Source organism: Embleya sp. NPDC056575, assembly GCF_042793325.1.
Taxonomy (GTDB): Bacteria; Actinomycetota; Actinomycetes; order Streptomycetales; family Streptomycetaceae; genus Embleya.
Genome location: NZ_JBHTVA010000001.1, coordinates 246696 through 273482, shown reverse-complemented (window position 1 = coordinate 273482; position 26787 = coordinate 246696). Strand labels below are relative to the sequence as shown.

At 72.2% G+C, this 26787-nt stretch carries 23 protein-coding genes; 11 read left to right on the top strand and 12 right to left on the bottom strand.

Annotated features, from left to right (window positions below):
* Positions 1–111: 111 nt before the first annotated feature.
* Entirely contained in the window at positions 112–1077 is a 966-nt protein-coding gene (locus tag ACFRCG_RS01150) for a glutamate ABC transporter substrate-binding protein (RefSeq protein ID WP_078980331.1), read from the bottom strand.
* A gap of 71 nt (positions 1078–1148) precedes the next feature.
* On the bottom strand, positions 1149–1916 hold the full coding sequence (locus ACFRCG_RS01145) for an amino acid ABC transporter ATP-binding protein (RefSeq protein ID WP_380027365.1): 768 nt from the start codon (positions 1914–1916) through the stop codon (positions 1149–1151).
* A gap of 148 nt (positions 1917–2064) precedes the next feature.
* Between ACFRCG_RS01145 and ACFRCG_RS01140 the strand changes: the two genes are divergently transcribed.
* The 4 genes from ACFRCG_RS01140 (at position 2065) to ACFRCG_RS01125 (ending at position 6027) form a co-directional block, all read left to right on the top strand.
* Positions 2065–3219, top strand: a complete 1155-nt coding sequence (locus ACFRCG_RS01140; RefSeq protein ID WP_380003704.1) for an ROK family protein — start codon at positions 2065–2067, stop codon at positions 3217–3219.
* 131 nt (positions 3220–3350) lie between these two features.
* Positions 3351–4049, top strand: a complete 699-nt coding sequence (locus ACFRCG_RS01135) for an isochorismatase family protein (protein ID WP_380027362.1) — start codon at positions 3351–3353, stop codon at positions 4047–4049.
* 105 nt (positions 4050–4154) lie between these two features.
* Positions 4155–5147: a sporulation protein gene (locus ACFRCG_RS01130; protein WP_380027360.1), complete on the top strand. Its 993-nt coding sequence runs from the start codon at positions 4155–4157 to the stop codon at positions 5145–5147.
* 292 nt (positions 5148–5439) lie between these two features.
* Entirely contained in the window at positions 5440–6027 is a 588-nt protein-coding gene (locus ACFRCG_RS01125; RefSeq protein WP_380027358.1) for a LuxR C-terminal-related transcriptional regulator, read from the top strand.
* 108 nt (positions 6028–6135) lie between these two features.
* Here the strand turns inward: ACFRCG_RS01125 and ACFRCG_RS01120 are convergent, their stop codons facing one another.
* From ACFRCG_RS01120 to ACFRCG_RS01085, 8 genes are all read right to left on the bottom strand, one after another.
* A complete protein-coding gene (locus ACFRCG_RS01120) occupies positions 6136–7878 on the bottom strand; it encodes an ATP-binding cassette domain-containing protein (protein ID WP_380027356.1) in 1743 nt (580 codons plus the stop codon).
* Positions 7875–9728, bottom strand: coding sequence for an ABC transporter ATP-binding protein (locus ACFRCG_RS01115; protein WP_380027354.1), 1854 nt, complete (start codon positions 9726–9728; stop codon positions 7875–7877). The genes ACFRCG_RS01120 and ACFRCG_RS01115 overlap by 4 nt, the downstream gene beginning before the upstream one ends.
* 187 nt (positions 9729–9915) lie before the next feature.
* On the bottom strand, positions 9916–10047 hold the full coding sequence (locus ACFRCG_RS01110) for a SapB/AmfS family lanthipeptide (RefSeq protein ID WP_380027352.1): 132 nt from the start codon (positions 10045–10047) through the stop codon (positions 9916–9918).
* A gap of 95 nt (positions 10048–10142) precedes the next feature.
* The gene (lanKC, locus tag ACFRCG_RS01105; RefSeq protein WP_380027350.1) at positions 10143–12887 is read right to left on the bottom strand and encodes a class III lanthionine synthetase LanKC; all 2745 of its coding nucleotides are present in this window, start codon (positions 12885–12887) and stop codon (positions 10143–10145) included.
* A gap of 1192 nt (positions 12888–14079) precedes the next feature.
* Positions 14080–14955, bottom strand: coding sequence for a biotin-dependent carboxyltransferase family protein (locus ACFRCG_RS01100; protein WP_380027348.1), 876 nt, complete (start codon positions 14953–14955; stop codon positions 14080–14082).
* Between the two features lie 161 nt (positions 14956–15116).
* Complete coding sequence (locus ACFRCG_RS01095; RefSeq protein WP_380027346.1) at positions 15117–15734, bottom strand: allophanate hydrolase subunit 1; 618 nt, start codon at positions 15732–15734, stop codon at positions 15117–15119.
* Positions 15731–16540, bottom strand: a complete 810-nt coding sequence (locus ACFRCG_RS01090; protein WP_380027344.1) for a LamB/YcsF family protein — start codon at positions 16538–16540, stop codon at positions 15731–15733. The genes ACFRCG_RS01095 and ACFRCG_RS01090 overlap by 4 nt, the downstream gene beginning before the upstream one ends.
* Entirely contained in the window at positions 16537–17259 is a 723-nt protein-coding gene (locus ACFRCG_RS01085; protein ID WP_380027342.1) for a GntR family transcriptional regulator, read from the bottom strand. Before ACFRCG_RS01085 ends, ACFRCG_RS01090 begins: the two co-directional genes overlap by 4 nt.
* Before the next feature lie 158 nt (positions 17260–17417).
* On the opposite strand from ACFRCG_RS01085, the gene ACFRCG_RS01080 reads away from it, so the two are divergent.
* The 7 genes from ACFRCG_RS01080 to ACFRCG_RS01050 all read left to right on the top strand — a co-directional run bounded on the left by ACFRCG_RS01080 (position 17418) and on the right by ACFRCG_RS01050 (position 24097).
* Complete coding sequence (locus ACFRCG_RS01080) at positions 17418–18161, top strand: DUF969 domain-containing protein (RefSeq protein WP_380003715.1); 744 nt, start codon at positions 17418–17420, stop codon at positions 18159–18161.
* Complete coding sequence (locus ACFRCG_RS01075; protein ID WP_380027340.1) at positions 18158–19126, top strand: DUF979 domain-containing protein; 969 nt, start codon at positions 18158–18160, stop codon at positions 19124–19126. Before ACFRCG_RS01080 ends, ACFRCG_RS01075 begins: the two co-directional genes overlap by 4 nt.
* A 118-nt stretch (positions 19127–19244) precedes the next feature.
* Positions 19245–19895: a pyroglutamyl-peptidase I gene (gene pcp, locus ACFRCG_RS01070; protein ID WP_380027338.1), complete on the top strand. Its 651-nt coding sequence runs from the start codon at positions 19245–19247 to the stop codon at positions 19893–19895.
* A gap of 308 nt (positions 19896–20203) precedes the next feature.
* Positions 20204–20836 carry a hypothetical protein gene (locus tag ACFRCG_RS01065; RefSeq protein ID WP_380027336.1) on the top strand — a complete coding sequence of 211 codons (633 nt, stop codon included), beginning with the start codon at positions 20204–20206 and terminating at the stop codon, positions 20834–20836.
* A gap of 362 nt (positions 20837–21198) precedes the next feature.
* The gene (locus tag ACFRCG_RS01060; RefSeq protein WP_380027333.1) at positions 21199–21837 is read left to right on the top strand and encodes a class F sortase; all 639 of its coding nucleotides are present in this window, start codon (positions 21199–21201) and stop codon (positions 21835–21837) included.
* 1198 nt (positions 21838–23035) lie between these two features.
* Positions 23036–23182, top strand: a complete 147-nt coding sequence (locus tag ACFRCG_RS01055) for a hypothetical protein (protein ID WP_380027331.1) — start codon at positions 23036–23038, stop codon at positions 23180–23182.
* A 189-nt stretch (positions 23183–23371) separates the two neighbouring features.
* Positions 23372–24097, top strand: coding sequence for a GntR family transcriptional regulator (locus ACFRCG_RS01050; RefSeq protein WP_380027329.1), 726 nt, complete (start codon positions 23372–23374; stop codon positions 24095–24097).
* Between the two features lie 118 nt (positions 24098–24215).
* Here the strand turns inward: ACFRCG_RS01050 and ACFRCG_RS01045 are convergent, their stop codons facing one another.
* Both ACFRCG_RS01045 and ACFRCG_RS01040 read right to left on the bottom strand, forming a co-directional pair.
* The gene (locus tag ACFRCG_RS01045; protein ID WP_380027327.1) at positions 24216–26000 is read right to left on the bottom strand and encodes a histidinol-phosphatase; all 1785 of its coding nucleotides are present in this window, start codon (positions 25998–26000) and stop codon (positions 24216–24218) included.
* A gap of 86 nt (positions 26001–26086) precedes the next feature.
* Entirely contained in the window at positions 26087–26770 is a 684-nt protein-coding gene (locus ACFRCG_RS01040; protein WP_380027325.1) for a DUF2306 domain-containing protein, read from the bottom strand.
* Positions 26771–26787 lie beyond the last annotated feature (17 nt).

The window sequence follows — 26787 nt, the reverse complement described above, 5'->3', positions numbered from 1 at the left end:
GGGCGCGTGGGGGCGGTTTGGGGTTGGGGGGGGGTGTTGGCGGGGTCGGCGGGTTCTCCCGGTTACCCCCCGGGGGTGGGGCGGTCCTCCCCCCCCCCCCGACCCCGGGGCTCAGGAGCCGGGGACGCCGCCGATCGCGGGCGGCGTCGGCGGGTTGCCCTCGACGACCGTGCCGAGCGTCTGCTTCCAGACCGTCTGCCACGAACCGTCCTGGCCGATCTTGCGCAGCCAGTCGTTGACGAACGTCTTGAACGCGGCGTCGTCCTTCTTCAGGCCGATGCCGTACGGGTCGGAGGTGAACGGCTCGCCCACGACGGTGGTGTCGGGGTTCTGCTTCACGTCGGCCACCAGCAACGCCTGGTCCTGCACGTACGCGTCCCCCCGGCCCTGGCGCAGCGCCGTCACGCACTCGGGGTCGCTGCCGAAGGTGACCACCTTCGCGTCCGGCGCGACCTGCTTGATCGCGGCGATCGCGGGCGTGTTGGCGCCGGCGATCACGGTCTTGCCGTTCAGGTCGGCGGGCGTCTTGATCCCGCTCGCGCCCTTCTTGGTCAGGATGGCCTGGCCGGAGGAGTAGTACGGGCCCGCGAAGGCGACCTGCTCGGCCCGCTTCGGGGTGATCGTGTACGTCTGGAAGACCACGTCGACGGTGCCGTTCTGCAGCAGCGCCTCACGGGTCTCGGTGGCCGAACTGACGATCTTCACCTCGGGCTTGCCGATGATGTACTTGGCCAGCAGTCGGCCCATCTCGGCGTCGAACCCGTCGGTCTTGCCGGATATCGGGTTGAGCTGCGACCACAGCGGCGCGTCCTGGGAGCCGCCGACGATCAGGTAGCCGCGCTCCTTGATCTTGGCCATCGTGGAGCCGGGCAGGATCGCGGCGTCGGGCGCGCCCTCGGCCTTCTTGGCGACGTCCTCGCCGGCCGGCTTGCCGCCGGGGACGGCGTCGGACGAGGAGTCGCTGGAACAGGCGGCCAGCACGCTCAGGGACAACGCGGCCAAAACGGCCGGAACGGCGGTACGCAGCCGACGCGATGACGCGCCGGAGCGCGGGCGACGCAGGGGGAAGCCGGACATCGGGGCCTTCCTTTGCAGCTAGGCGGGGGTACAGGGGGGACGGGACGGACGGGCCCGAAGGAGCGCGGGCGTCAGTGGCTGAGCACCTTGGACAGGAAGTCGCGGGCGCGGTCGGTGGCGGGGGCGGTGAAGAAGGTGTCGGGCGTGCCGACTTCGACGATCTGACCGTCCGCCATGAACACGACGCGGTCGGCGGCCCGGCGGGCGAAGCCCATCTCGTGCGTGACCACGACCATGGTCATGCCCTCGCGGGCCAGGTCGACCATGACGTCCAGGACCTCGTTGACCATCTCCGGGTCGAGTGCGCTGGTCGGTTCGTCGAACAACATCACCTTGGGCTGCATGGCCAGCGCCCGGGCGATGGCGGCCCGCTGCTGCTGACCGCCGGAGAGCTGGGCCGGGTAGTGGTCGGCCTTGTCGGCGATGCCGACCCGGTCCAGCAACTCCCGGGCCCGGCGCTCCGCGTCGGCGGCGGACAGACCCTTGACCCGGGTCGGGCCGAGGGTGACGTTCTGTAGCACGGTCTTGTGCGCGAACAGGTTGAACTGCTGGAAGACCATGCCCACCTCGGTGCGCAGCCGGGCCAAGGCCCGACCCTCGGCGGGCAGTTCCTCGCCGTCCAGCAGGACCACGCCCGAGTCGACGTTCTCCAGCCGGTTCAGGCAACGGCACAGCGTCGATTTGCCCGCGCCCGACGGGCCGATCAGTACGACGACTTCGCCGGCCGCGACGGTCAGGTCCACGTCGGTCAGCACGCGGACCGCGCCGAACGACTTGTTGATGGCCCGCGCCTCGACCATGGGCGTCACTACGGCGGAAGAAGGCGACGCGGGCTTCATCAACGCTCCATCTTTGTTCGGAATCGAAGTTTCAGGTGACAGTAGAAGCGAAATTCGAATAAAGTCAATGCCTTGCTGGTTATTACGGGGTGTGCTATTCCTGTCACTGCCGTACCGCAGCAGGTGTGCCTCGAACGGGAGTGGAACGTTGGGTGGAAGCGCGGGTGACCTGGTGCGACTGGTGGCCAAGGGGCACGGTCGATCCCGGGCGGAACTCGCCCGGTTGAGCGGCATGGCACCGTCGAGCGTGTCGCTGCGCGTCGAGGAGCTGATAGAGGCCGGCCTGCTCCGCGAGGACGGCGAGGGCGCCTCCCGAGGCGGGCGCCGACCCCGACAGTTGCGCCTGCACGAGAACGCGGGCGTCGTGGTCGCCGTCGACGTCGGCACCCACCACGTGCGCATGGCGGTGCTCGACCTGGCCGGCCGGGTGCTCCTGGAACACGAACTCCCGGGCGAGATCGCCGAAGGCCCCGAGCGGGTGATCGAACGACTCCTGGACAACCTGCGCATGACGCTGCGTCAGGCCGAGGTCGAGCACCTGCCGCTGCTCGGCGTCGGCATCGGCATGCCCGGACCCGTCGACCCCGGCGAGGCCAAGGTGGTCGCCCCGTCCCGGATGCCCGGCTGGAACGACTTCCCGATCGGCCGCCGGATGAGCGAACTGCTCGGCGTACGCGTGGTGGTGGAGAACGACGCCAATCTGATGGCGGTCGGCGAACACCGCTACGGCTGGCCGGACCGGGACAACCTGATGGCGGTCAAGGCCGGCACCGGCATCGGCTGCGGCATCATCGTCTCCGGCCGACTGCATCGCGGACGCGGCGCCGCCGGCGACATCAGCCACGTCCCCGTACACGTGCCCGAGCCGGTCACCTGCTCGTGCGGCCACTCCGACTGCCTGGAGGCGCACGCCAGCGGCGCGGCGCTGCGCCGCATACTGCGCGCGCAGGGCATCGAGGTCACCTCCTCGCGCCATCTGGTCGAACTGGTCAACGACGGCGTGCCGGAGGCGACCACGCTGGTCCGCAACGCGGGCCGGCTGGCCGGGCAGGTGCTCGTCCCGCTGGTGAACTTCTTCAACCCCGACGTGCTCGTCCTGGGCGGCGGCCTGTCCGCCGCCGAGCCGTTCGTGGCCGCCGTACGCGGGGCGATCTACGAGCGCTGCCTCCCGCTGGCCACCCGCGACCTGGAGATCGCCACGGCGGTCACCGGCCGGGACGCGTGCATGCTCGGCGCCGGCAGTCTGGTCCTGGACGAGGTGCTCGCGAGCGAGTGGGTGGACGACACACTGGCGGCGCGCTGACCCTGACGCCGGCCCTGGCCCCGGCCCCGACTCCGGCCCCGGCCCCGACTCCGGCCCCGGCCCCGACTCCGGCCCTGGCCCCGACTCCGGTCCTGGAACGGATCTTCTCAACCTCTGGATATAGAGCTACTGTGGCGTCCGTCAATTCCACGCCATATATAGACGGTGTCGAGGAGGTCCGCGTCATGGGCTACCAGGTGAGTACCGTCGATCCGGCGCGCACCGCGCTGATCGTCGTCGACGTCCAGCACGACTTCATCTCCCCCGGCGCGCCGCTGGAATCGCCCGCCGGGCGCGCCATGTTGCCCACCCTCGCCGGCCTGCTCGACCTGTGTCGCAAGGCCGGGATCATGGTCGTCTACACCGCCCACGTACACCGCGCCGACGGCTCCGACCGGGGGCGCTACGGCGACCTGTACCCGCCGATCGCGTCGGGCGAGGCGCTGGTCGACGGCACGCCCGGGAGCGAGATCCACCCCGACGTGGCACCCGCCGAGGGCGAGGTGGTGGTCAAGAAGCACCGCTACAGCGGATTCCACGGCACCGACCTGGACATGCTGCTGCGCGGTCGGGGCATCACCACGGTCGCGGTGACCGGCGTGACCACCGAGGACTGCGTGCACGCCACCGCCCGGGACGCGATGTTCCGCGACTACTGGACGCTGGTGATCGCCGACGCCTGCGCCACCTACGACCATCCCGACCTGGGCTGGGGTGCGATGTCGGCCGAGGAGGTGCACCGCGCGGCGCTGGTGGTGCTGGCCCAGTCCACGGCCGACGTGGTCACCTCGGGGCAGTTCGCCGAACGGGTGCGCGAGGCGGGCGCGTAGGCCCTCTCGGGGTGCTGTGATTTAAAAGTTGCGCAAGTATGCAACTATCGGAGCTTCGTGCGCGTTCCCCTCTGCGACCGCACATCTCCGAAAGGAATGCACCAGATGGTGTTCAACCGTGTTCTCGATGCCATCGGCGTGGGTGCCCCCGACGTACGGACGACGTTGTCGACGCCCGTGACCCGGCCCGGCGGAACCCTCCGGGGCCGGGTCACCCTCGTCGGCGGCAGCCGCCCGGCCGAGGTCGACGGGGTGACGTTGTCCCTGGTCCTGTCGACGGCCGCCGGCATCGGGCGTCCCGCCGGCGCGGGCGAAGGCCCCATCCCGTTCGCCGACGCCGTGGTGAGCGGCCCGCTGCGGCTGGCCGCGCGGGAGGAGCGGGAGTTGCCGTTCTCGTTCCCGGTGCCCTGGGCGGCGCCGTTCACCACCATCGCGGGGCAACGTCTGGCGAACCCGGCGGTGGGGCTGCGCACGCTGATGGTCCTGGACGGTCGTCGCCGACGGCACGCCGTCGACGCGGTCGACATCGACCCGCTTCCGGTGCAACAGCGGGTCTTGGAGGCCGCGTCGGCGCTCGGCTTCACCTTCAAGGACGCCGATCCGACGATGGGTCGGTTCGGCGCCGAGCAGGACCTGCCGTTTCGCCAGGAGGTCGCGTTCCACGCCGCCCCGCGCTACGCCGACAGGTGCGGGGAGGTGGCGTTGTCCTTCTGCTCCACCCCGAACGCCACCCACGTCTCGGTGCGCGTGGGCCCACGCGGCGAAACGTTCGGCCCGGGCCCGGGCCTGGGCGTCGACACCGGCACCCGCCTCGACCACACCGACCTGAGCAAGGACCTCGCGGGCACCGTGGACACCTGGATCCGGCGCGCCGTCGAGGAGTACGCGGCGCGTACTCCGCACGGCGGTTCGTCGTACGACGCGATGCGGCCGAGCCCGTGGGTGAACACCGGCGTCGGGGAGGGATCGCGGGCCCGCGCGCACGGCGGCGGCTCCGGCCCGGGTGGGATGGTCGGCGGCATGGTGACCGGCGCGGCGGCGGGCTTCCTCGGCGGCATGCTCGCGGAGGAGGTCTTCGGCGACGACGACGATGACTGAGCCCTGAGTCCTGAGCCCTGAGCCGACGCCGGCCTCGGCGGCCGACTCCCGGACGCGCCGGCCCCGCACGCCCCGGCAAACGATGGCGCGGGCGGCGTGTCCGAAGTCCTTCGAACCCTCGGTTGATAGCGGCCCGACTCGATCATGGTTCGACAGGAGACGAGAACCCGGGATCTGAATGTCGCATTAAAGAATCATCCGATTACAGGTTGTGCTGAGATCCTCGGGATGGGGTACCTATCGACGTGCTTGACGGGCACCTCAGGCGCGTCGGCACAGACTGGGGGCGGACATGATCAGGGTTCTCTTGGTGCACGACACGGAGTTGATGAGATCGGCGCTGACCGCGCTGCTCGATCGGGAGGAGGACATCGAGGTGGTCGCCGAGAGTTGGGAGAGCGCTCCCGACCGGGCCCGCGCCCAACGTCCGCACGTATGCGTGGTGGACGTGGACTGTCCCGGCGCATCCCGTCTACCGAGTCGCCCCGTCGACCGGGACTGCGCGTTACTGGTGCTGGCCACCACCGCGCGGCCGGGCAGCCTGCGCCGGGCGGCGGAGGCCAAGGCGCTGGGCTTCGTGGACAAGGACGCTCAACCGTTGCAACTGCCGCGTGCGATAAGACTCATGGCCACGGGCCGCCGCTACGTGGACGGTACGCTCGCGCTCGACCTGCTGCGCGCCGCGACCGCACCGCTGACCCCCCGCGAACTGGGGGTGCTCTCGCTCGCCGCGAAGGGTGCCTCGGCGCAGGAGATCGCCCGCAGCCTGCGGCTGAGCATCGGGACGGTACGGAACTACATGTGCGCGATCACCCGCAAGACCGGTGCCCGCAACCGGATCGACGCGATTCGCATCTCGCGCGACGCCGGGTGGGTCTAGCGCGTGTCTTCGAACTCCCGCCGGGCTCCGCGACGTCTCCTCCGGCGGAGCTTGACGGGGCCACGCCTCCCGGCCCGCACTCCACCGCCCCGGAGCCCGGACGGCCGATCAGATGCGTTCCGCGTGCCAGTGGCCGACCAGGTCGCGGTACAGCGGTGACCGGTCCAGGAGTTCCCGATGCGTCCCGCACACCGCGTGCACCCCGTCCAGCACCAGGATCCGGTCGGCCCGATGCGCCGAACTGATCCGGTGAGCCACCACGATCAGCGTCCCGGGCCGTTCGGCGAAGGCCCGTTCGGCCCGATCCTCCGCCGCCGGATCGAGATGGCAGGTGGCCTCGTCCAGGAGAACCAGGGGCGCGGGTGACAGGTGCGCCCGGCCGAGCGCGAGCAACTGGCGCTCGCCCTGGGACAGGGAGGCGGGGTCCACCGGTGCGTCGAAGCCGCCCAGTCGGTGGATCAGGGGCAGCAGACCGACTTCGGCCGCGGTCGCGGTCAGCGCGGCGGACGACGCGCCGTCCGGGCACAGGTACAGCAGGTTCTCCCGGACGCTGCCGGTGAACACGTACGCCTGCTGCGGGATGAGCACGCGTCGGCGAGAGGGTTCGGCGGCGATCGGCGCGACCGCTCGCCCCGCCACCCGGATCTCGCCCCGGTCCGGTTCGAGCAGGCCGGCGATCAGCCCGGTCAGCGTCGACTTGCCGATCCCGCTGGGGCCGACCACCACGAGGTGCTCGCCGGGTTCGACGGTCAGGTCCAGGTCGCGCAGGACCGGCTGGGCGTTCGGGCCGTACGCGAAGGTCAGCCCGCGTATCTCGACCCGGGCGGGGGCGCCGCGCTCGGCCGAGGCGCTGTCCCTCGCCTCGACAACCGGGCCGCCGCGTGCGGCACTTGGCGGCCGGGAGGTCAGTCGATCGAGCACCACCAGCAACCGCGTCCCCGCCGCGCCGAGTGCGTTCATCAGGGTGCGCAGGGCCGGCAGCAGGGCCTGGGTCAGGTAGGTCAGCGCGCCCAGCAGGGCTCCGGCGGTCAACCCCTGCCGCAACAACCAGGGTGCGGTGACCAGGAGCAGCAACACCGGCAACTGCCCGGCCACGCCCAGCGCGACGGTACGGGCCGCGGCCCACCGGGCCAGGACCCGCGCCGCCCGGGCCTCGGCCTCGATCAGGGCATGTGTTCGTGCCGCGACCGACTGCCCGGCGCCTGCCGCCACTATGTCGCGCAGCCCCTCGGCGACCGCGCCGAGCTGCGTCGACAACGCCTCGTCGGCATCGAGGAACACCCGCTGCCGGGCCGCCATCGGCGCCAGCGTGGCCAGGAACAACACCAGGCCGAGCACCAGCGGAGGCAGCACCACGATCAGCAACTCCGGCGCCAGCGCGCCGAGTCCCAGCAGCACGCCGAGCACGGTGAAAACGAACGAGCGCGCCACCAGGACCAGTCCGGCGAAGCTGTCCCGGGCGAGTTCGGTCTGATTGGTCAACCGCGACACCACCGCGCCGTCCGCCGCGCGCGACGGGGCCTCGATCGCCTCGGTCAGGGCCCGGTCGGCCACCCGGCGGATCAGCCCGTCGCGCAACGGCTCGACCAGGTCCGCCAGTCCGCGAAACACCCCGCCGGTGGCCGCCCCGCCGCAGATCACCGCCACCGCCGCGACCGCCAGCCAGGCGAGGCCGGTATCGGTGTGACCGGCCAGGAAACCGTGGTCGAGCGCCATCGCCACGCCGTAGCCGCCGAGGAAGGTCTGCGCCGATTCCAGGAGGGACCACGCGCCGAGGCGGACCAGCACCCGCCTGCGTCGGGCCAGGAAACGCCGGGCCAGGGCGGGCACCCCGGAACGCTCCTGGGTCACCTGCCCTCCCGGGTCGAATGCCCGTCCCCGGTCGGGCCATAATCCGATGTCCCGGTCGGGCCATACTTCGATGTCCCGGTCGAGTCCCGGTTCGAACCGGGACTCGGCGACGCGTCGTGCGCCTCGGCGACGACGAACACCGCCCGGTAGTCCGCTTCTTCCCACAACCGCTCGTGTGTTCCGACCGCGCGCACCCGGCCCGCCTCCAGCCAGGCGACCAGATCGGCCCGGGCCGCCGAGGACACCCGGTGGGCGATCAGCAGCCGGGTACCCGCGCGGACGTCGTGGACCAACGCCCGATCCACCCGCAGTTCGGTGACGCTGTCCAGGCTGGAGGTCGCGTCGTCCAGCACCAGCAACCGCCCCGCGTGCGCGAACGCGCGGGCCAGGCCCAGGCGTTGCAGTTCGCCGCCGGACAACGGCGCGCTCGCGCGCGGTGCGGCGTACCCGCCGGGCAGTAGTCGGATGAAGGTGTCCGCGCCGGCCGCCGCGGCGGCGGCCTCGATCCCGGCGGGCCGCGGTCGGTAGGGCCCGAAGGCGATGCCGTCGGCGATCGTCTCGCCGAACAGGGCGGGCCGTTCGAACGCGTAGCCGACCTCGCGGCGCAACCGCGCCGGGTCGATCTCGGTCAGCGGCACCCCGTCGAGCAGCACCACGCCCGCGTCCACGTCGCACAACCGCCCGGCGACCGCGGCGAGCGTCGACTTGCCCGCGCCGGAGCGTCCGACCACGGCCATCGTGGCGCCGCCGGGCACGACCAGATCCACGCCGCGCAACACCGGTTCGCCGCCCCGGATTACGGTGACTCCGCACAGTTCGAGCCGCCCGGGACCGTACGCCGGCAACACTCGGGTGCCATGCCGCATCGGCGGGATCGCGAGCAGTTCGGCGGTGCGCCGCGCGGCCGAACGGCTGCGCACCAGCGCGTCGAGGCTGCCGACCGCCACGCCCAGCCCGGCGGCGAGCGCGGTGTAGCGAGAGGCGGCGAGCAGTTCGCCCACGGTCAGGTGCCCGCCGGCCAGCCGTACCCCGCCGACCGCGAGCACCGCCGTGCTCAGCAGCGGGACCAGGATGCCCGCGCCCGCCATGGCTCGCCCGTACACCTGCCACATCCGTCGCCCCTGCGCGTTCAGCCGGGGCAACGGGGCGAGGATCCGGCCGAGTTCGCGGGCCGTGCCGTCGGCTGCGGCGATGCTGCGGGCGCCGCCCAGGGCCTCGACCAGCCGGGTGGCGATCTCGCCCTGGGCCTTCTGGTAGCCGGACACGCTCTCCGAGGAACCGCGGGCGAAGGCACGCAACAACCAGACCAGCAGCGGGACACCGGCCAGGAACACCGCGAGCAGCCACGGGTCGATCACGCCCAGTGCGACCAGACCGCCGATCGGGACGAACAACGCGGCCAGGCCGGCGGCGGCGGTGGTCGGCGCGGTGCTCGCCTCGGCCACGTTGCCGGTGAGTCGGGTGACCAGGTCGCCCGGTGCGTGTTCGCCGGCCCGGTGCGGGGCGAGCGAGAGCAGGTGGTCCACGCCGAGTCGGCGCAACCAGGCGGCACTTCGGGCGGTGACGACCCCGCCGAGCAGGGCCTCCAGGGCGGTGCAGACGATCTCGGCGACGATCAGCACCGCGCACAGGACGACCGCGCCGCGCAGACCGTCGGTGTCGTCGAGCAGCAGGTCGAGGGTGTGGCCCAGGACGGCCGGGAGCATGATCGCGACGCCGGCGGCCACCACGCTGCACAGGAAGACGGCCGCGGTGCGGCCCGGGCTGTGGCGCACGGCGCCGGCCAGCAGATGGGCGGTCCCGGGGGGCGCGGCCGATGCGCCGTCGGGGGTGCGGTCCGTGGCGGCCATGCCGGCGCGGTTCCTCGCTTTCTTCGCGGGGGTGTGGGAGTGCGGGGGGTTCGGGGGGTACCGCACGAATAGCGGTCCCGGGCGGAATGCCGCCGCCCGGGACCGCTGTCGACTCGTCCTGGCTACCTCGGGGTGCTCAGAGGCATGCTCGAAGGCGTGCTCGGAGCCTCCCGAAGAGAGGCAGAGGTCAGTGGCACTGAAGCAGGCTCAGGCTGCTGTTGCCGCAGAGCAGGAGGCTCACGTTGCTGTCGCCGCCGTGGCCGCCGCCGCCGAGCTCGGTCTCCTCCGCCGCCATCGTCTGCAGGTCGAGAAGCGCCATTGTGATCATTCCTCTCAGTAGTGGAACGGGATGGTGCCGCGGCCCGCCCGACGGGTGGGCCGATTCTGCCTCGGTCCGTGAAGAACGGACCGGCTTCAGGGCCGCCGAGGCGGCGCGAGGAAGGGCAGGTGCACGGGATGGTCGTGCAGGGAGCTGCCCAGTGCGAGCAGGCAACCGGCGGTGCCGGTGCCCAGGTCCATGGAGAGCCGCATCATCTGGTCCCCGGCGAAGGCGAGTTCGCCCCGGTAGGGGATCGCACCCCAGGAGAGCGTGTCGGTCAGCCGGCGCAGGTCGGCGGCACGTGTGTCGGGTGTGCGGGGTTCATCGGGTGTGTGGTGTTCGTCGGCGGCGGTGCGGCTCAGGTGCAGGATCATCCCCGCGGTGCCCCGGAACAGGCCGGGGTGGGCGTAGAACCGGGCCCGGGCGGCGCGGGCGATCTCCAGCCGGGCGGCGGCGAATTGCTCGTCGGGCCGGTGCGCGAGGTAGTCGTCGAGGACCATGGCGATGCCGACGCTGCCGGCACCGAGGTAGGGCATCGTACGGCGGCCCTCGTTCACGTGCAGGGCGCCGCCGATGGCGACCACACAGCGGGCCAGGTCACTGCGCAGCGCGTCCGCGGCGGCGTCCAACAGGCCCGGGTCGCCCAGTCGTTCGTACAGACGCAGGAAGAGGAGGGCGCCGCCGGTGGCGCCGTACAGGAGGCCGGCTCGGGTCGACGGGGGGCCGGTGCGGATCCGATCGGCGACCTGTTCGGCCCAGGCCAACGCCCGGTCGTGCAGGGCGTGTTCGCCGGTGGTGCGGGCGAGGTCGTCCAGCGCGAGGCCGAGTCCGGCCAGTCCGCTGTGCAGGTCCACGCCGAGGCCGTGCCGGTTCTGACCCAGGATCAGATCGACCAGGTCCAGGGCGCGATCGCGGTGACCCAGGCGCTCCATCATCCAGGCCACGCCGGACAGGCCGTCGTAGAAGCCGGGTGGGTTGCCGGCGGGCGGGTTCTTGGTCGCGCGCAGCAGCCATTCCTCGCCCGCCGGGTGGCGTTCGGCGCCGGTCTCGGCCAGCGCGTACAGCACGCCGGCGGCTCCGGAGCCGAGGCACGCCCCGCCGCCCGGGACGGCGAACTGGGCGATGTCGCCCGGGTAGCAGCGGTCCTCGCGGTCGGGGGTGGCGGACAGGGTGATCGCCCGGGCCATCGAGTCGCGGCTGCGCGGCCAGTCGGCGAGGGCTACGGGGAGGTAGCCGTCGGAGGGGGAGGCGGCCGGCGAACTGTCGGGGGTGGTGGTCCCCGCCCGGTTCGGCTCGGGGGTCGGGGCGTTCGCGCGGGCGTGTTCGGGCTTGGGGATGTCGGCGCGGGCGTGCTCGGGGGGCGTACCGGATTCCCGCTCGGGAGGCGTACCGGATTCGTGTTCGGACGCCGGGTCGTACCCGCGCAGGATCTCCTCGACCGCCGGGTCCAGCCAGCCGGCCGGGATCGGGAACTCCGCGAGCGCGACTTGGGCCAGGTGCCGGGCCTTGTTCCGGTCCACCGCGAACAGGCTGGTGAGCGGCAGGAACAGGGCGATCCGCAGGCAGGCGAGCGCGTAGCGGTCGATGTCGAAGCCGCGTCGGTCGGCGGGCGCCACGAATCCGGGGCTGGCGACCACCTGACGGCGCGTGTCGTCGTCGATGGCGGCGGTCTCGAAGTCGAGGAGTGTGACCGACTGTTCGTCCTCGGGGATCATGATGTTGAACAGATGCAGGTCGTTGAAGACCACGCCCCGCGCGTGGATCGCCTCGACGGCGTCGGCCACGAGGCCGTAGATCCGCATGGCCCACGCGGTGTAGTCGGCCAGGCGCTCCGGCGTGGGGTCCGTCTCGATCAGCGGGTGGCGGAGTGCGAAGAGGGTGTTCAAAGGGCGGCCGTCGACGAACTCCAGGACCAGAAACCGGTGATCGCCGAGGGTGAACCAGTCGCGCACCTCGGGCGTGCAGGCCAGTCCGCTCAGCCGGCGCAGCGCGTCGCGCTCGCGTTCGAGGCGGGTGACCGCGTCCGCGCCGTCGGCGCCCAGTCCGGCGTGCGGACGGGCCTCCTTGAGCACGACCTGCTCGTCGGTGCGCGGATCCCGGCCCAGGTAGACCCCGCCGCCGTTGGAGAAGTGCAGCGCGCGCTCGATCCGGTACGGGAGTTCGCCGACCGTGGTCGCGGCGCGCGCGGCCAGGTGGGGCTCCAGGAACGCGGGCAGGTCCAGCCACGGCGGTACCTGGAACGTCGGTTCGCGCCGATCCGGGACGAGCGTGCCGGTGTCGTCCTCGATCGCCGGACACAACTCGCCCCGCGCGTCGCGGCAGTTGCGCTCGGTGAAGCTGCCGTAGCGCAGGAACACCGGCCCCTCGCCCCAGCGCAGATCGCTCAGGATGTACGGCCCCGGCTCGCCGGCCAGACGGGCGGACAGTTCTTCCGCGACCACGCGACACTGCTCGTCGTCGGCGGGGTAGACGGTGACGAACTTGCCGCTGGCCGCGCGGTCGGTGTACTTGCCGTTGCGGTTGTGCAGCAGATACGGGCTCGGCATGCACTTGAACGCGATGCCGCGCGGGATGCAGTAGTCCCAGACGACGGTCAACACCCGCTCGGCGTTGGCGTGTACGGCGGAGATGTGGATCTTCCAGCCCTGCTCCGGCAGTTCGCACGGATCGGGCCGGAACGCGAGCCAGTCACCGGAGGGATTGCGCAGCCAGCCTTCGGGGAGTTCGCGACTCAGCGTGGCGTAGTGCGTGGCCAGGCCGGCGTCGTCCGCGCGGAGCCGATACGGCGCGTCGTAGAACAGCCGATCGGCGTCGCAGAAGACCGCGTATCCCTGATTCATCGCACTCCTATTCCGTCCGGAGGGCCGGGTGCCAACCGGAACACTGCCGGCGCCCCGAGACCGCCGAAAGTCGCATTCGTCATCAATGCGGAGTGAGGAATTCACGGGCGGGGGTGTGATGAATTAATGGACAAATCGGGCGATCTGCTGGATAGGTGGGGGTGATGTGCAAGCGGCTGGGCTGGGCGGCGCACGCGGGTCTCGGGCAGCTACCGGCGAGTAGGCGTCCGGGTGGGAGTGGGGGTGGGGTGGAATGCGGCGACGGTCGGGGTGGGGGCCGCGACGGTGGTGGCGGAACCGCGATGGTGACGGTGGGGATGCGGTGATGGTGCTGCGGTGCGGTGCGGTGCGGTGCGCTGTGGCGCTGTGGTTCGGCGGTTGGGCAGCCGGGGCGTTACCGCGAACCGGGGCATCGTCCGGGGCCGAGTCGAGTCCGCGGGGGCCTTCCCGGGTGGGTCGGGCGTTTGCGGCGGAGGTTGCGTCTTGGTCGGGCGGTGCCGGTGCGGGGCTGGTCGGAGTCGCCGGGTTGGTCGCCGCCGGCGTGCGGGGCTCCGGGACTTGGGGCTCGCGGCGCGACCCGAGCTTTGCTCGGCGGAAAACCGGCCGGCAGCGGCGCGGAGGGAGGGCGCTCGGGTCGGGTCCGCCGGCGAGCCTTCCCGGGCGGGCCGGGTGTTCCCGGCGTGCGTTGCGCTTGGGGTTGCGGCTGGTGTGGGGCGGGTCGGAGTCGCCGAGTGGGCCGCCGCCGGGGTAGGGGGCTCCATGACCCGAAATGACCCGAAGCCCGCGACGAGACGGGCGCGTTGGTCGGCGAAACCGGCCGGCGGCGGGGGCAGGGTGAAGGGTCGGGTCGGGTCCGCCGGGGTGTCTTCCCGGGTGGGTCGGGTGTTTTCGGGGTGCGTTGCGCTTGTGGTTGCGGTGGCTGGTGTGGGGATGGTCGGAGTCGCCCGGTGGGCCGCCGCCGGCGTGTGGGACTCCGGGGCTTGGGGCTGGTGGCGAGGCGGGTGTGTTGCTCGGCGGAATCCGGCCGGCGGTGGCGGGGAGGGTGGGTGGTGCGGTTGCCCCCGCCGGGGGCCCTTCCGGGTGGGTCGGGCGGTTGCGGCGGGGGGTGCGTCTTGGCTGGGTGGGGCCGGGTTTGGGTGGCCCGTGTGTGTGGGGCTTTTTGGGGTTGGAACGGGCCGCGTGGGGTGGCGGGTCAGTGGGTGGTGGGGGTGAATCTGACCGGGGTGCCCGGGGTTGCTTGGGCGGCGGCGGATAGGTGTTCCTCGGGGACGACGCCGATCACCGGGTAGCCGCCGGTGACCGGATGGTCGGCCAGGAACAGGACCGGGCGGCCGTCGGGCGGGACCTGTACCGCGCCCAGCACCATGCCCTCGCTGGGGAGTTCGTCGGTGCGTGCCCAGGTCAGGGCGGGGCCGTCGGTGCGTAGTCCGATTCGGTTGCTTGCCGAGGCCACGGTGTAGCGGGCGGCGCCGAGGGAGTTTCGGGCGGTGTCGGTGAACCAGTCCTGCCGGGGGCCGAGTACCAGGGGGAGTACCAGTTCGGTGGGCGGGCCCGATCGGCGGTGGACGTCCGCGCCCGGTGGGGTGGGCCCGGTGGGCTCGCCGAGTGGGAGCAGGTCGCCGTCGGCGAGTGGGGGCGGCCCGAGTCCCGACAGCAGGTCGGTGGATCGGCTGCCCAGGATCGGCTCGACCGCCACGCCGCCGGCGAGTGCCACGTACGTGCGCAGGCCGGCGGTGGCCGGGCCGACCTCGAGGACGGCGCCGGCCGGCACTCGGATCGCCGCACCCCACGCGACGGGGCGACCGGCGACGCGGACCGGGCAGGGTGCGCCGACCACCGCGGCCACGGTGGTTCGGCGCACCCGCACGGCGGTGCCCGTCAGAGTGGTCTCCAGGGTTGCCGCCTCGGGGGGATTGCCGACCAGGCGATTGGCGAGGCGGTGGGCCGGCTGATCGAGTGCGCCCGAGCGTGGCACTCCCAGGTGCGCGAAGCCGATTCGGCCCAGGTCCTGGACGGTGGTGAGCGCGCCGGCCCGAATCACCTCGACCGTGCGTGATGCGTCACCCACGTGGGTGACCCCAGGCCCCTCCGACCCCCGATCGCGCCGCGTCGCCTCACCCCGGGCCGCCTCCCGCCGGCGAGCCTCGCCCCGACCCGCCTCGCCCCGGCGCGGCTTGTCCCGCTCCGCCCGCCCGGCCTCGGCTCCGCCCACGCCGCCGCGTCCCGTGCTCACGGCCCCACCGCCACGAAGCGGACGCGGACACCGGGCACGAACAGGGCGGCCGGCTCACGGCCGGCGTCCCACAGGACCGCGTCGGTGCTGCCGACCAGTTGCCAGCCGCCGGGCGACGAGCGCGGATATACGCCCGCGTACTCCCCGGCGAAGCCCACCGAGCCGACCGGGACCGCGGTGCGCGGGGTCGCCCGGCGGGGCAGGTGATAGCGCTCGGGCAGGCCCGTCAGATAGCCGAAACCGGGCGCGAAGCCGCAGAACGCCACCCGGAAGGTGATCGCCCCGACGATCTCGGGGATGCGCTCGACCGGCTCGCGCCACAGTTCGGCGATCTCGGCCAGGTCCGGCCCGTCGTAGCGGACCGCGATCTCGATGTGCTCGCCCGCCTCCGGCGACAGCGGCGGGATGCGCCAGCCCGTGACGTCCGCGGCCAGGGCGGCGGGGTCCGCGAGCCCGTCGAGCAGGACGGTGCGGGCCGCCGGGACGATCTCCCGGACGGCCGGCAGCGTACCCGCCGCGCGCCGGCGCAGCAGTTCGGCGTGCAGTGCCTCGGCCCGGTCGGCCGTGTCCACCTCCAGGAGCAGTGCGTGTCGGCCCACCGGCAGGGTCCTCACGCGAACGGCTCCAGGGACACATCGGCGGCCAGCAGCGCGCGGCGGACCCGCAGCGCCGACTCGGCCGCGCCCGGGGTGTCGCCGTGCAGGCACAGCGACCGGGCCGAGACGGCGACCCGCTCTCCAGTGATGGCGACGACGGCGCCCTCACGCGCCATCGTCAACGAGCGGGCCACGACCCGGTCGCCGTCGTGAACGACGGCACCGGGTTCCGCGCGCGGCACCAGGGTGCCCCGCGCGGTGTATGCGCGGTCCGCGAACGCCTCGGGTACACAAGGCAGTTCGGCGGACTCGGCGGCTTCGAGCAGGCGCGAGCCGGGCAGTCCCAGGACCGGCAACGCGCCGCCGGCCAGGAGTACGCCGGCCACCACCGCGCCGGCCTGGTCGGCATCCCACACGGTGCGGTTGTACAGCGCCCCGTGCGGCTTGACATAGGACACGCGCGAACCGGCGGCGCGCGCGAACACCTCCAACGCGCCGATCTGGTACGCGACTTCGGCGGCCAGTTCGGCGGCGGGCACATCCATCGCCCGGCGCCCGAAGCCGGCCAGGTCGCGGTAGGAGACCTGCGCGCCGATCCGCACACCGCGCTCGGCGGCCAGCTCGCAGACCCGGCGCATGGTCACCGGATCCCCGGCATGGAAGCCGCACGCGACGTTGGCGCTGGTGACCACGGAGAGCAACGCCTCGTCGTCGGTGAGCTGCCACCGTCCGAAGCCCTCGCCGAGATCGGCGTTGAGGTCGATCACGACGGAGCCCGAGTCCGAGCCCGCACCCGTCGGGGCCGCGTCGGCGTTCACACTCATGCGCCGTCCATTCGCATAGCGGTGCAGATCATCTCGCACGCGTCGTCGAGATACCGGTCCAGAACCACCGCCGCGCCGTCGAAGTCGCCGCCCGCGAGCAGGTCCACGATCTCCCGGTTGCGCCGCAGAAACGGTTCGTGCAGCGCTCTCGCCGAGGGCATGGCCAAGAAGGCCAGGCGTAGTTCGGCGATCAGGCGGGTCATGTACTCGTCGAGCCGCGGACTGCCCGCGAGCGCCACCAGGGCCCGGTGGAAACGCAGGTCGGCGGTGCCCACCTCGGCCCAGTCGCCCACCTCGGCCGCCGCCTCGCCGCCCGCGACCGCGGCGTGCAGGGCCGCGATCCGCTCCGGCGCCGCCGTACAGACCGCCCGCAGGCCGGTGCCTTCGAGGGCGCGTCGGACCGCGTAGATGTCGGTGACGTCGTCGGGGTCGAGCATCCGGACGAAGACGCCCCGGTTCATCTCGTGCACCACCAGGCGATTGTCGACCAGCGTGCGAAACGCCTCGCGCAGCGTGTTGCGGGAGACGCCGAGGGCGGCGCCCAGGGCCTGTTCGGAGAGTCGGGTGCCGGGTGGCAGGGCGCCCTCGGCGATCCGATCCCGCAACACCTCCGCTACGCGCTGCGCGGTGCCGGCGCGACCGAGGAGGTCGCGGTCGGCGGCCAGACGGCTGAGTGTATCGTCGCCGGAAGTCCGGGCAAGGTCGACATCTTGGGTCATACGGTGGAGTCCCCCAGAGTGCGACGAGCGGTGCGGGAGGAGTACACCAATTTCCCGCGCCGTTCACAAGGTCTTGTGGGATTGTTCAACAATAGCCTAGCCTCCTCGGCACCTCCTCGTCCCCACTGTTCGAGGACCCGAGCGTGGAAGGCTGCGCAATGATTGTGCTCCTCGGCGTCCTACTGGTGATCGTAGGGTTCGCCACCCGACGCAACCCCCTGCTGGTGGTCGGTGTCTCCGGTGTGGCCACCGGCCTGCTGGGCGACCTGTCGCCGCGTGAAGTGCTGGCCGCCTTCGGCAACGGCTTCGCGTCCAGTCGCGGCGTGACGATCTTCGCCATCACCCTGCCCGTCATCGGGCTCCTGGAACGCAACGGCCTCCAGGAACAGGCCCGTACGCTGATCGCGCGCTTCGGCAAGTTGACCACCGGCCGCTTCCTCGTGCTCTACCTGGGACTGCGCCAAATCACCGCCGCCGTGGGTCTGGTCAGCCTGGGCGGCCCGGCCCAGACGGTGCGCCCGCTCGTGGTGCCGATGGCCGAGGGCGCCGCCGAGCGCAGCCACGGCCCGCTGCCCGAGAAGACGCGCGAGAAGATCCGCTCGCACTCGGCGGGCGCGGACAACGTCGGCCTGTTCTTCGGTGAGGACTGCTTCCTGGCGGTCGGTTCCATCCTGTTGATCACGGGCTTCGTGAACACCACCTACCACCAGCACATCGAGCCGCTGCACGTGGCGCTGTGGGCGATCCCCACCGCCGTCTTCGCGTTCCTCATCCACGGTGCCCGTCTGCTGCGCCTGGACCGTACGTTGGCCCGCGACTTCGCCGCGGCGCCGGCCGGTGCGGGTGCCGTCCCCGCCATGGCGTCCGCCGTCGACTCCGCCGCCGAGGGGAAGCTCAAGTGATCAAGGTCGAATGGTTCTTCTGGCTGGTCGGCGCCGTCTTCCTGGTGATGGCCGCGCAGATGCTGGTGGATCGCAGCAATCCCAAGCGCTTCGGCAGCGCCGCGTTCTGGGGCCTGCTCGGCGCGGGTTTCATCTACAGCACGCGGGTCGTGGAGAAGACCTCCCCGGCCGAACCGCTGGGCGTGGCCGTGCTGGTGATGGTCTGTCTGGCCGGCTTCGGCTTCACCGGCAAGGGCACCGTGCCCACCACCAGCGGTGAGCAGCGGGTCGCCATCGCGTCCCGGCTCGGCAGCCGCATCTTCATCCCGGCACTGACCATCCCGGTGGTGGCGATGGTGTGCGCGGTGTTCGTGAAAAAGTGGCACATCGGCACCGAACCGGTGCTGCAGAAGGGCAGCGAGACCATCCTCGGGCTCGGCGTCGGCGCGATCGTCGCGCTCGTCGTGGGCATGCTGGTGGTCCGCGAGAAGCGGATCAGCGTGCCCGTGCACGAGGGCCGGTCGATGCTGGAGGCGATGGGCTGGGCCCTGCTGCTGCCCCAACTGCTGGCCACGCTCGGCTCGATCTTCCAGGTGTCGGGCGTCGGCAAGCAGGTCGGCGTGATCACCTCGAAGGTGCTGCCGGACGGCAAGATCTACGTCGCGGTGATCGTGTACTGCCTGGGCATGTTCCTGTTCACGATGATCATGGGCAACGCCTTCGCCGCCTTCCCGGTGATGACCGCGGCGATCGGCTGGCCGGTGCTGGTGGTCGAGGGCGGCGGCGACCCGGCCGTGGTGCTCGCGCTCGGGATGCTCGCCGGCTTCTGCGGCACGCTGTGCACACCGATGGCGGCCAACTTCAACATCGTGCCCGCGGCGTTGCTCGGGCTCAAGGACCAATACGGGCCGATCAAGGCGCAGTTGCCGACGGCGGGTGCGTTGCTCGTGGTCAACATCGGCATCATGTCGGCCTTCGCGTTCTGACCTCGCGTTTCGAGGCTTCGGGTTCCGGCCTGGTGTTTCGTTCTCGCGTTTTGTTCTCGTGTTCCGATCGGGCGCTTTCGTCACCCGCTTTGCTCCGCCGCTTCAGGAGGCATCACCGATGACCCGCGTACTCCTCACCGGATTCGACACCTTCGCCGGCGAGGCGAGCAATCCCTCGTGGGAGGCGGTGCGACTGGTGGCGGCGGAGCCCGGGACTGCGACGGACCTGGAGGTGACGGCGGTCCGGTTGTCCTGTGTATATGGGACCGCGCTCGACGAACTGCGGTCCGCCGTGGCGCGGGTCGACCCGGATCTGGTGGTGTGCGTGGGCCAGGCCGGCGGCCGGCCGGACGTCACGGTGGAGCGGATCGCGATCAACGTCGACGACGCCCGCATCCCGGACAACGCCGGCCGGCAGCCGATCGACGTACCCATCGTCGAGACCGGGCCCGCCGCCTACTTCGCCGGCCTGCCGATCAAGGCGTGCGTCGCGGCGGCGCGTGCGGTGGGTGTACCGGCGTCGGTGTCCTCGACGGCGGGCACCTTCGTCTGCAACCACGTGTTCTACGGCCTGATGCACCTGATCGCCACCGAACGGCCCACCACCCGGGGCGGCTTCGTACATGTCCCCTTCGCCTCCGAGCAGGTGGCCGACCGCGCCGTCGCCTCGCTCCCGCTGCCCGCCATCGCCGACGCGCTGCGGGCGATCGTGACCACCGCCGCCACCCGTACCACCGACATCACCGCCCAGGGCGGAAGCACCCACTGAGGCTTCCGGCCCCGAGCCGTCGCGGCGTCATCCCGCACACGGGGGTGGGACGCCGTCGCGACGGCTCGGGCGGGCACGCTCGCGGGTCACCCGTTCGGGTAAGCGGGCGCGGAAATGTGTCTCCGGTTCGTCGGGGCCGTGTGGGCGGGGAAACCGGGAATCCCATGCTTACGGAGCGTGGCTGTTCGACTCTGTTTCGGGTGATTTCGGCGTGCGCGAGGGTATCCGCCCGGCTTACCTGGAAGTCGCGAGCACGGCTGTCCCAGCGGTAGGTCGCTATCGCGTCCGCGCTCGCCGGAGGTTCCATCATGCGTTCGATCCACAGGCTGCTCGGTCCGCCGCTGCTCGGCGCGAGTCTCGCCCTGGCCGCCCCGGCACTCGCCTACGCCGCACCCGCCTCGTCCCAGAGCAATCCGGCGGAGTGCGCGAAGGCGGTCGCCGCCGCCGCGAAGGCGCAACTGGCGTACGACGCGGCCGTCGCCGACTACGGCAAGGACACCGCCACGGCCGCCGGCCGGCCCGACAAGTCCCACCAGGACCAACTCGAACGTGCCAAGAACGAGATGACCACCACCGCCTCGAACGCCACCAAGCAGTGCCCGGAAGCCAAGGCCGCAGACGCCCCCAAGGGTGCGGATAGCAAGGCCGCCGACGGCAAGGCCGCCGACACCAAGGCCGCCGACACCAAGGCCGCCGACGGAAAGGGCGCGGACGGCAAGGGCGCGGACGGCAAGCCCGAGTCGGCGCACGGCAACGCCCCCGGCCACGAGGAGGCCCACGCCGCAGCCCCCTCGGGCAGCATGCACACCGGCGCGGGCGGTACGTCCGACGGATCCGGCGACACCGACACCAACGCCGACGTCGCCCTCGGCGCAGGCCTGTTCGCCGCCGGCGCGGGCCTGATCGTGCTGCACCGCCGCCGCAACGCGGGCAACCCCTGACCCCCACGCACCAGGTGCCCGCGCCGCCCGACCCACATCGGCGACGCGGGCACTCGGACGGCCGTACAGCGGCGGGCGGGGGCGCGACCGGGCGACGGCGCGGCACGTATTCGTGCCATCGATGGTGTTTCGCACGCTTGCCGCCGAGGGCCCGCGCCACCGGCGATGTCTTGCCCATTCGACTCGGCGGGCGTGCGCCGCGCCCCGTCGACCGTGTGCCGCTTCCTCGCGTCAGTGAGGTCGGCGCCACCACCGGCCGCGTGTGACGTCGTGTATCACCAGCAGCCCCGGGTCGATGTCGACCCACCTCGATCGCAGTGGCGGGAGGTTCGGTGGAGTCGGAGGCCGTTGCCGAGGAGCCTGTGGCGAAGCGGGGGATCGGGCCGGTCGGGGCGGGGGTGGTGGCGATATGTCTGGGGGTCGCGCTGCTCGTCAACGGCACCGGGACTCCGGGGCCGCCGCCGCAGCCCGGTGTCGCGGACGTGTACCCGGACGAGGCCCGACCCGCGCTGCGAGATCCGCCGCCGCTCGCCCCGCTGCCCGCCGCTCCGCCGACCCGCGTGCGGATCCCGGCCATCGGCGTGGACGCCCCGCTGACCGGCCTGGACCTGGAGACCGGCGGCAGGCTCGCGGCACCGCCGACCGACGAGCCCAACCTCGCGGGCTGGTATCGAAAGGGCACGCCGCCCGGCTCCGGCGGCACCGCGATCGTGGCCGGACACGTGGACACCGACCAGGGTCCGGCCGTCTTCTACCACCTCGGGGCGCTGCATCGCGGCAACACGGTCGAGGTCGATCGCGCCGACGGCGGCACCGCGGTCTTCACGATCGACGCGATCGAGGTCTACCGCGCCGAGCACTTCCCCGACCGACGGGTCTACGGCGCCACCAAGACAGCGGAACTCCGCCTGATCACCTGCGGCGGCGGCTTCGACCAAACCACGCGGCGCTACATGGGCAACGTAGTCGCCTTCGCCCACCTCACCAGCCACCACACATAACCCCCGACGGGAGGAGACCACACCGGCCGACGGAGCGCCGCCCGGTGCTCACTCGCGGCGGTGACCTTCGGCCCGGCCGCGCTTGAGGACGAGTTGGCGGCACGTTGGTGGGCAACGGCTGGGGTCCGCTTTGGGGACGATCACCTTCGGCCCGGCCGCGCTTGAGATCCGGCGGGCCGCAGGTGGGTGGGCGACGGCTGTGGGTTCGTTCGTAGTGTGAGTGCCATCGGTGCGGCCGGCGTTCGAGGCCGATCGGTTGTCGGGTGGCGTATGGGCGTTCGAGTCCAATTGGACCGACCGATTCCACGGCGCCCCGACGGCGGGTGGGCCGTCGGGGCGTTGTGGTGCTGGATCGTGCGGGTGCGGGAGGTCAGTGGGCCGCCGCTGCGCAGGCGGGGGCGGGCCCGGCCGACGCCGGTTGGGCTTCGCCGCCTTCCGGGCTCGCGGCCTCGGCGGCGACTGCCCCGGCGTCCACGGCCCCCATGCCCTTGCCCTGCGCGTCCACGATGCCGCCCGCCCCCGTCGCCTTCGGCCCCTGGGCGCTTGCCCTCGTTGTCGGCCCTCGCGCTCGCGGCCACGGTGCCGACCGCCCCTGCGGTCACGCTCCCCTCGCTCTGGGCGCCTTCGGCCACGGTGCCCATTGCGCTGGCGGTCACAGCCCCCATGCCTTGGGCCGCAGAGCCCATGGCCTTGACGCTTTCGGCCACAGCGCCCATGGCTTTCACACTTTCGCCCACGGCGCCCACGGTCCCCCGTGACCGCTGCTCCCTCGCCCTCGCTTTCGGCCTCCGCCTCCGGAGAGACGAGGGGGCATGGCAGTCGACGAAAAGCCGATCGAATCCGTATGGACGCGGCCGCGTCGCCAATGCGAGCAGCTGAGCCGGGAGTAGATCGTGGTCGAGGCGGTGTGGCTGCTCGTACCGAGGGGCTGGAGGCGCTGAGCATGCGGCGCCTGGGTACCCGCTTGGGCGCGGGGGCCACCTCGCTGTACCGGGCGCGTGGCCAACAAGGACGAGCTGAGCGAGCTGGTCGTCGACGAGGTCTACGGCGAGTTGACCGTGCCGGATCCGGGCGATCCGGCGAACCGGCGTGCCGCGAAAGGGAGTTGCGCGTACAGCGTGCGCGCGATGATCTCGCCCGCAGCGGTCGGACCGAACAGGAATCGATGGAGGGCCTGTAACCCAGCGCCGAGGAGGCGATGCGCGACCACCCCCGGGTCCGGGAGCGCCAGTCGGCGACGCGCGGCAGGGATCCCGGGCAACTGCGTGAGGCGAACTTCGACTACGGCCTCCGGCGCATGCCGGACGGCCTGGCGCTCCGCCTCGAACATCTCGCAACCGGCTGATGCACAAGGGAGTTCGCGGCGGCCGGTGAACCCGCAGCGCCGGATTTCGGGCCCGTCGGGGCGGGTGCCGGAGCCGCCGGTGGGTGGCGGACGGGGGTCGGGTTCCGGCGGCTATCCTGGCCGCTCCGGCCTCCGGTCGAGCGGGCCGGGAATCGTACTCCTGGTCGCTCGGCCGGTCTGGGGAACGCCTTGTCGTCGTTACCGTCGTCGGCGGACATCAAGTCCGAGCAGATCGCCGCGGAGATCCGCGACGCGATCCGGCTCGGCACACTCCAACGCGGGACGTTGTACTCCGCGCGGGAGTTGGGTGAGCGGTTCGGTGCCTCCCGGACGCCGGTACGGGAGGCCCTGCTCAAACTGGCGGACCTGGGACTGGTCCGGATCGAACGCAACCGCGGCGCGCGCGTGCTCGGCCCGGACGGGCGCGGCGTGGTCGAACTGTGCAGCCTGCGCGTGTTGTTGGAGCCGCCGGCGTGCCGCAGCGCCGCGGCGGTGATGACCACCCGCGACGACGAGGAACTGGCCGCCCAACTGGCGATCATGGCCGCGCACCCCGACGCCGGCCCCGAGTATTTCGCCGCCGACGAGAAGCTGCACGACGTGATCCTGCGGGCCGGCGGAAACCGGCGACTGGCCAAGTTCGTCGGCGAGTTGCGCCAGACGCTGGCGCTGGACGGGCGGCTCAGCGTACCCAGGTACCAGTCGGTGGACACCGCCCTCCGGGAGCACGCCGACATTGTCGAGGCGCTGCGCCGGCGCGACGGGGTGGCCGCGGAGCGCGCGATGCGCGAACACGTGGTGCGCTCGGGGGAGTTGCTGGTGGCCAATACCGGCGAGGACAGCTGGGGCCTGGTCGCGGAGTGGCGCCGCTGGGTGGGAATCGCGGGGACGATGGGCGAGCGCCCGCTGTCCTGACCGGGGGTGTGCCCCCGGCTCGGTCTTCGTCGACCGCATCTCCGCATCCGATCCGCGCCTGCCGGTCGGCGGGGTCGACGCCCTGACAAGGGACGTCGACCCCGCCGCCGCCCCCGGGTCAGTCCCCCCAGTGCGAGCTCTTGACGTCGACGAAGATCGGGTTGCTGTAGAACCAGATGTCGCGCCACGGGTCGCCGTCGTTGTTCGGGTGCTGGATCGGGCCCGCCGGGTCGACGCCCGCGCCGAACGGGCCGACGCCGTGCCGGTTGCCGTCGCTGCCCCGGAGCCGGACGTAGTACGGCTTGTTCCGGCGCGGCAGTTGCACCTTCAGGGTGTAGGTGCCGGTACGGCCGGCCACGTCGATGCGCTTGGTCACCCGGGCGTCGGGGGCCTGCCAGGCGTCGGCGTCGCGGGACTTGCCGGTGACCGTGCCGGTGATCACGTCGACGTGGGCCAGGGTCGGCACCACGCCGTGATAGTTGGGCCGGCTGGCGGTGGTGATCCGGATGTAGAGCGTGGCGCCCCGGTTCGCCGCCAGCGGCAACCGGCCGCCCAGGGTGACCGGTTCGCTGCGGCCGTTGTCCGCGACCATCCACACGTCGAGGCCGTCGAGCAGCTGGCCGTGGTCGACCCATACGCGCCCGGCGCGCAGGCCGTTCATCACGTCGCGGTAGCCGAACCGCTCCACGCCCACGTGGGTGCGGCTGAACTGCCCCGGCCAGAAGTCGCTGCCGGGCTGCGGGACACCGGTGTCCTTGGGCAGCGGCTTCGAGCCGAGGTCGTCGAAGCCCTTGCCGGGCGGGTAGTCGCCGTCGGCGTAGGTGTCGAACATGGTGCGGTGGTTGTCCGAGTTCGAGGTGACCGACCACAGCCGGCCCTCGGACAGCAGCGCGTCCCACATGCCGCCGACCGTCGCGGTCATCCAGTCGAAGCCGCCGAACGTGCGGTAGCTCTCGATCGGGTAGCGCGGCCAGCTCTGCGGCGACGGCGCGTTCTGGTATTCGCCGCGCTGGAAGGTGCCCGGACCCGACTGGCCCTCGCGATACTTCACCCACGCCGGGTCGGCGTTGGCCTGTGAGCCGGGCGCGCCCTCGAAGCCGAGGAAGATCGACGGGTCGGCGTCGTGCCAGGCGCGCAGCTCGTGCGGGGAGACGATGCCGAGCCGGCTGGGGTGGTTGGCCAGCACCAGGACGTCTTCGACGAAGCCCTCGCGGCGGCGCTGTCCGAGCCAGCGGATCGCCTCCACCGCCTTGGCCTCGTTGGCGGGGGTCTTGGGGTCGCCCACCGCGCCCACGTCGAACTTGTTCAGCTTGGCGTCGAAGGTCAGCTCGAACTGGCGCAGCAGCTCCACCTCGTTGCGGCCCGGCGCGACCATGATGGTGGCGTGCTCGGCGGCGGGGACGTACCACTCCAGGCCCTGGAAGATCAGCACCCGCGGGTTTTCCTGACGGGCCTTGAGGATCTCCGCGTGCTCGCGCTCCGCGCCGCCGGCGTTGGCGTGGCCGAAGTTGGCGTGCTCGGTGTAGACGATCCAGTCCAGGCCGAACTGCCGCCCCTGCGCCGCCGACTGGGCGAAGCCGTACTTGGCGTCGTGGCTGTAGACGGTGTGCACGTGGTGGTCGCCCACGAGGTAGACGTACTTGCTCGGCGGGCCGTCCTGGCCCGGGCGCGAACTCGCCTGGACCGCGTCGTCGGACTCGGCCGCCGCCGCCACGCCCGCGCCGGTCATACCGAGCGCCGAGGCACCCAGGAATCCGGCCCCGAACAGCCCGGCTCGACCGATCAGTCCTCGGCGCGACACCCCCTGCGCGTCGAGTCGGTCCTCGGCCACCTCCGGGTCGGCCCACTCGGGCAGCTGCGGTAGGGGCCGATCGGCCGGAAGCGAGTGGTCCTCGGTCGCCATGTGGGTTCCTTGCGCTCGGGGGAGGGGCGAATACCGGCCAGACGCTATGAGGCAAAGGTGGCGCGCGGGCGAAGCGCAGACCTTGATCACATGACGGGCGGGATGATCTTTTGGGGCGCGCGGGAGCGGAGGAGCCATTCGACCACGATCAGGTTGGGCACCCAGCACAGAAAGGGAACGAACGTGTACGCACGGTCGAAGTCGCCCGTCAGCGACACCAGCAGGATCAGCCACAGGCGCAGCGTCACCGCCGCGTAGGTGAATGCGAAGGCCCGGTGCATCCAGCGGCGATGCCGGGCCGGATCGCCGCGCCGGATCGCCCACAACCCCAAGCCGGCACAGCCCACCCACAACACCGCGAGCATGCCGAAGCCGGCGGTGCCCACCGCGCCCGCGTGGTTCATCGGCGCGAGCACCAGGCCGGCGACCCCGCCCACGGCGATGCACAGCAGGACCAGCCGGCCGCAGGCCCGGTGCAGGCGGGGCGCGCGCAGCCGTATTCGGCTCGCGAGCTGGGCGGGGGACAGCAGCAGGGCGAGGCCGGCGGCCACGATGTGCGTGTAGAAGAAGGCCTGCTGCCACTTCGGCCGGTACGCGTAGTTGCCCGCTATGTCGGCGTCGTCGCGGGCGAGGGCGACCAGGGACTCGGTCAGGTAGGGCAGCGGGGCGAACACGGCGATCGCCAGGGCGCTCAACGCGAGCCACCACACGCCCACGGTGCGGCGTCGGGTGGGGTGGGGGCGGCGCGCGGGGGTGGTGGTCGTGGTCATGTCGGGGCGTCCTTTCG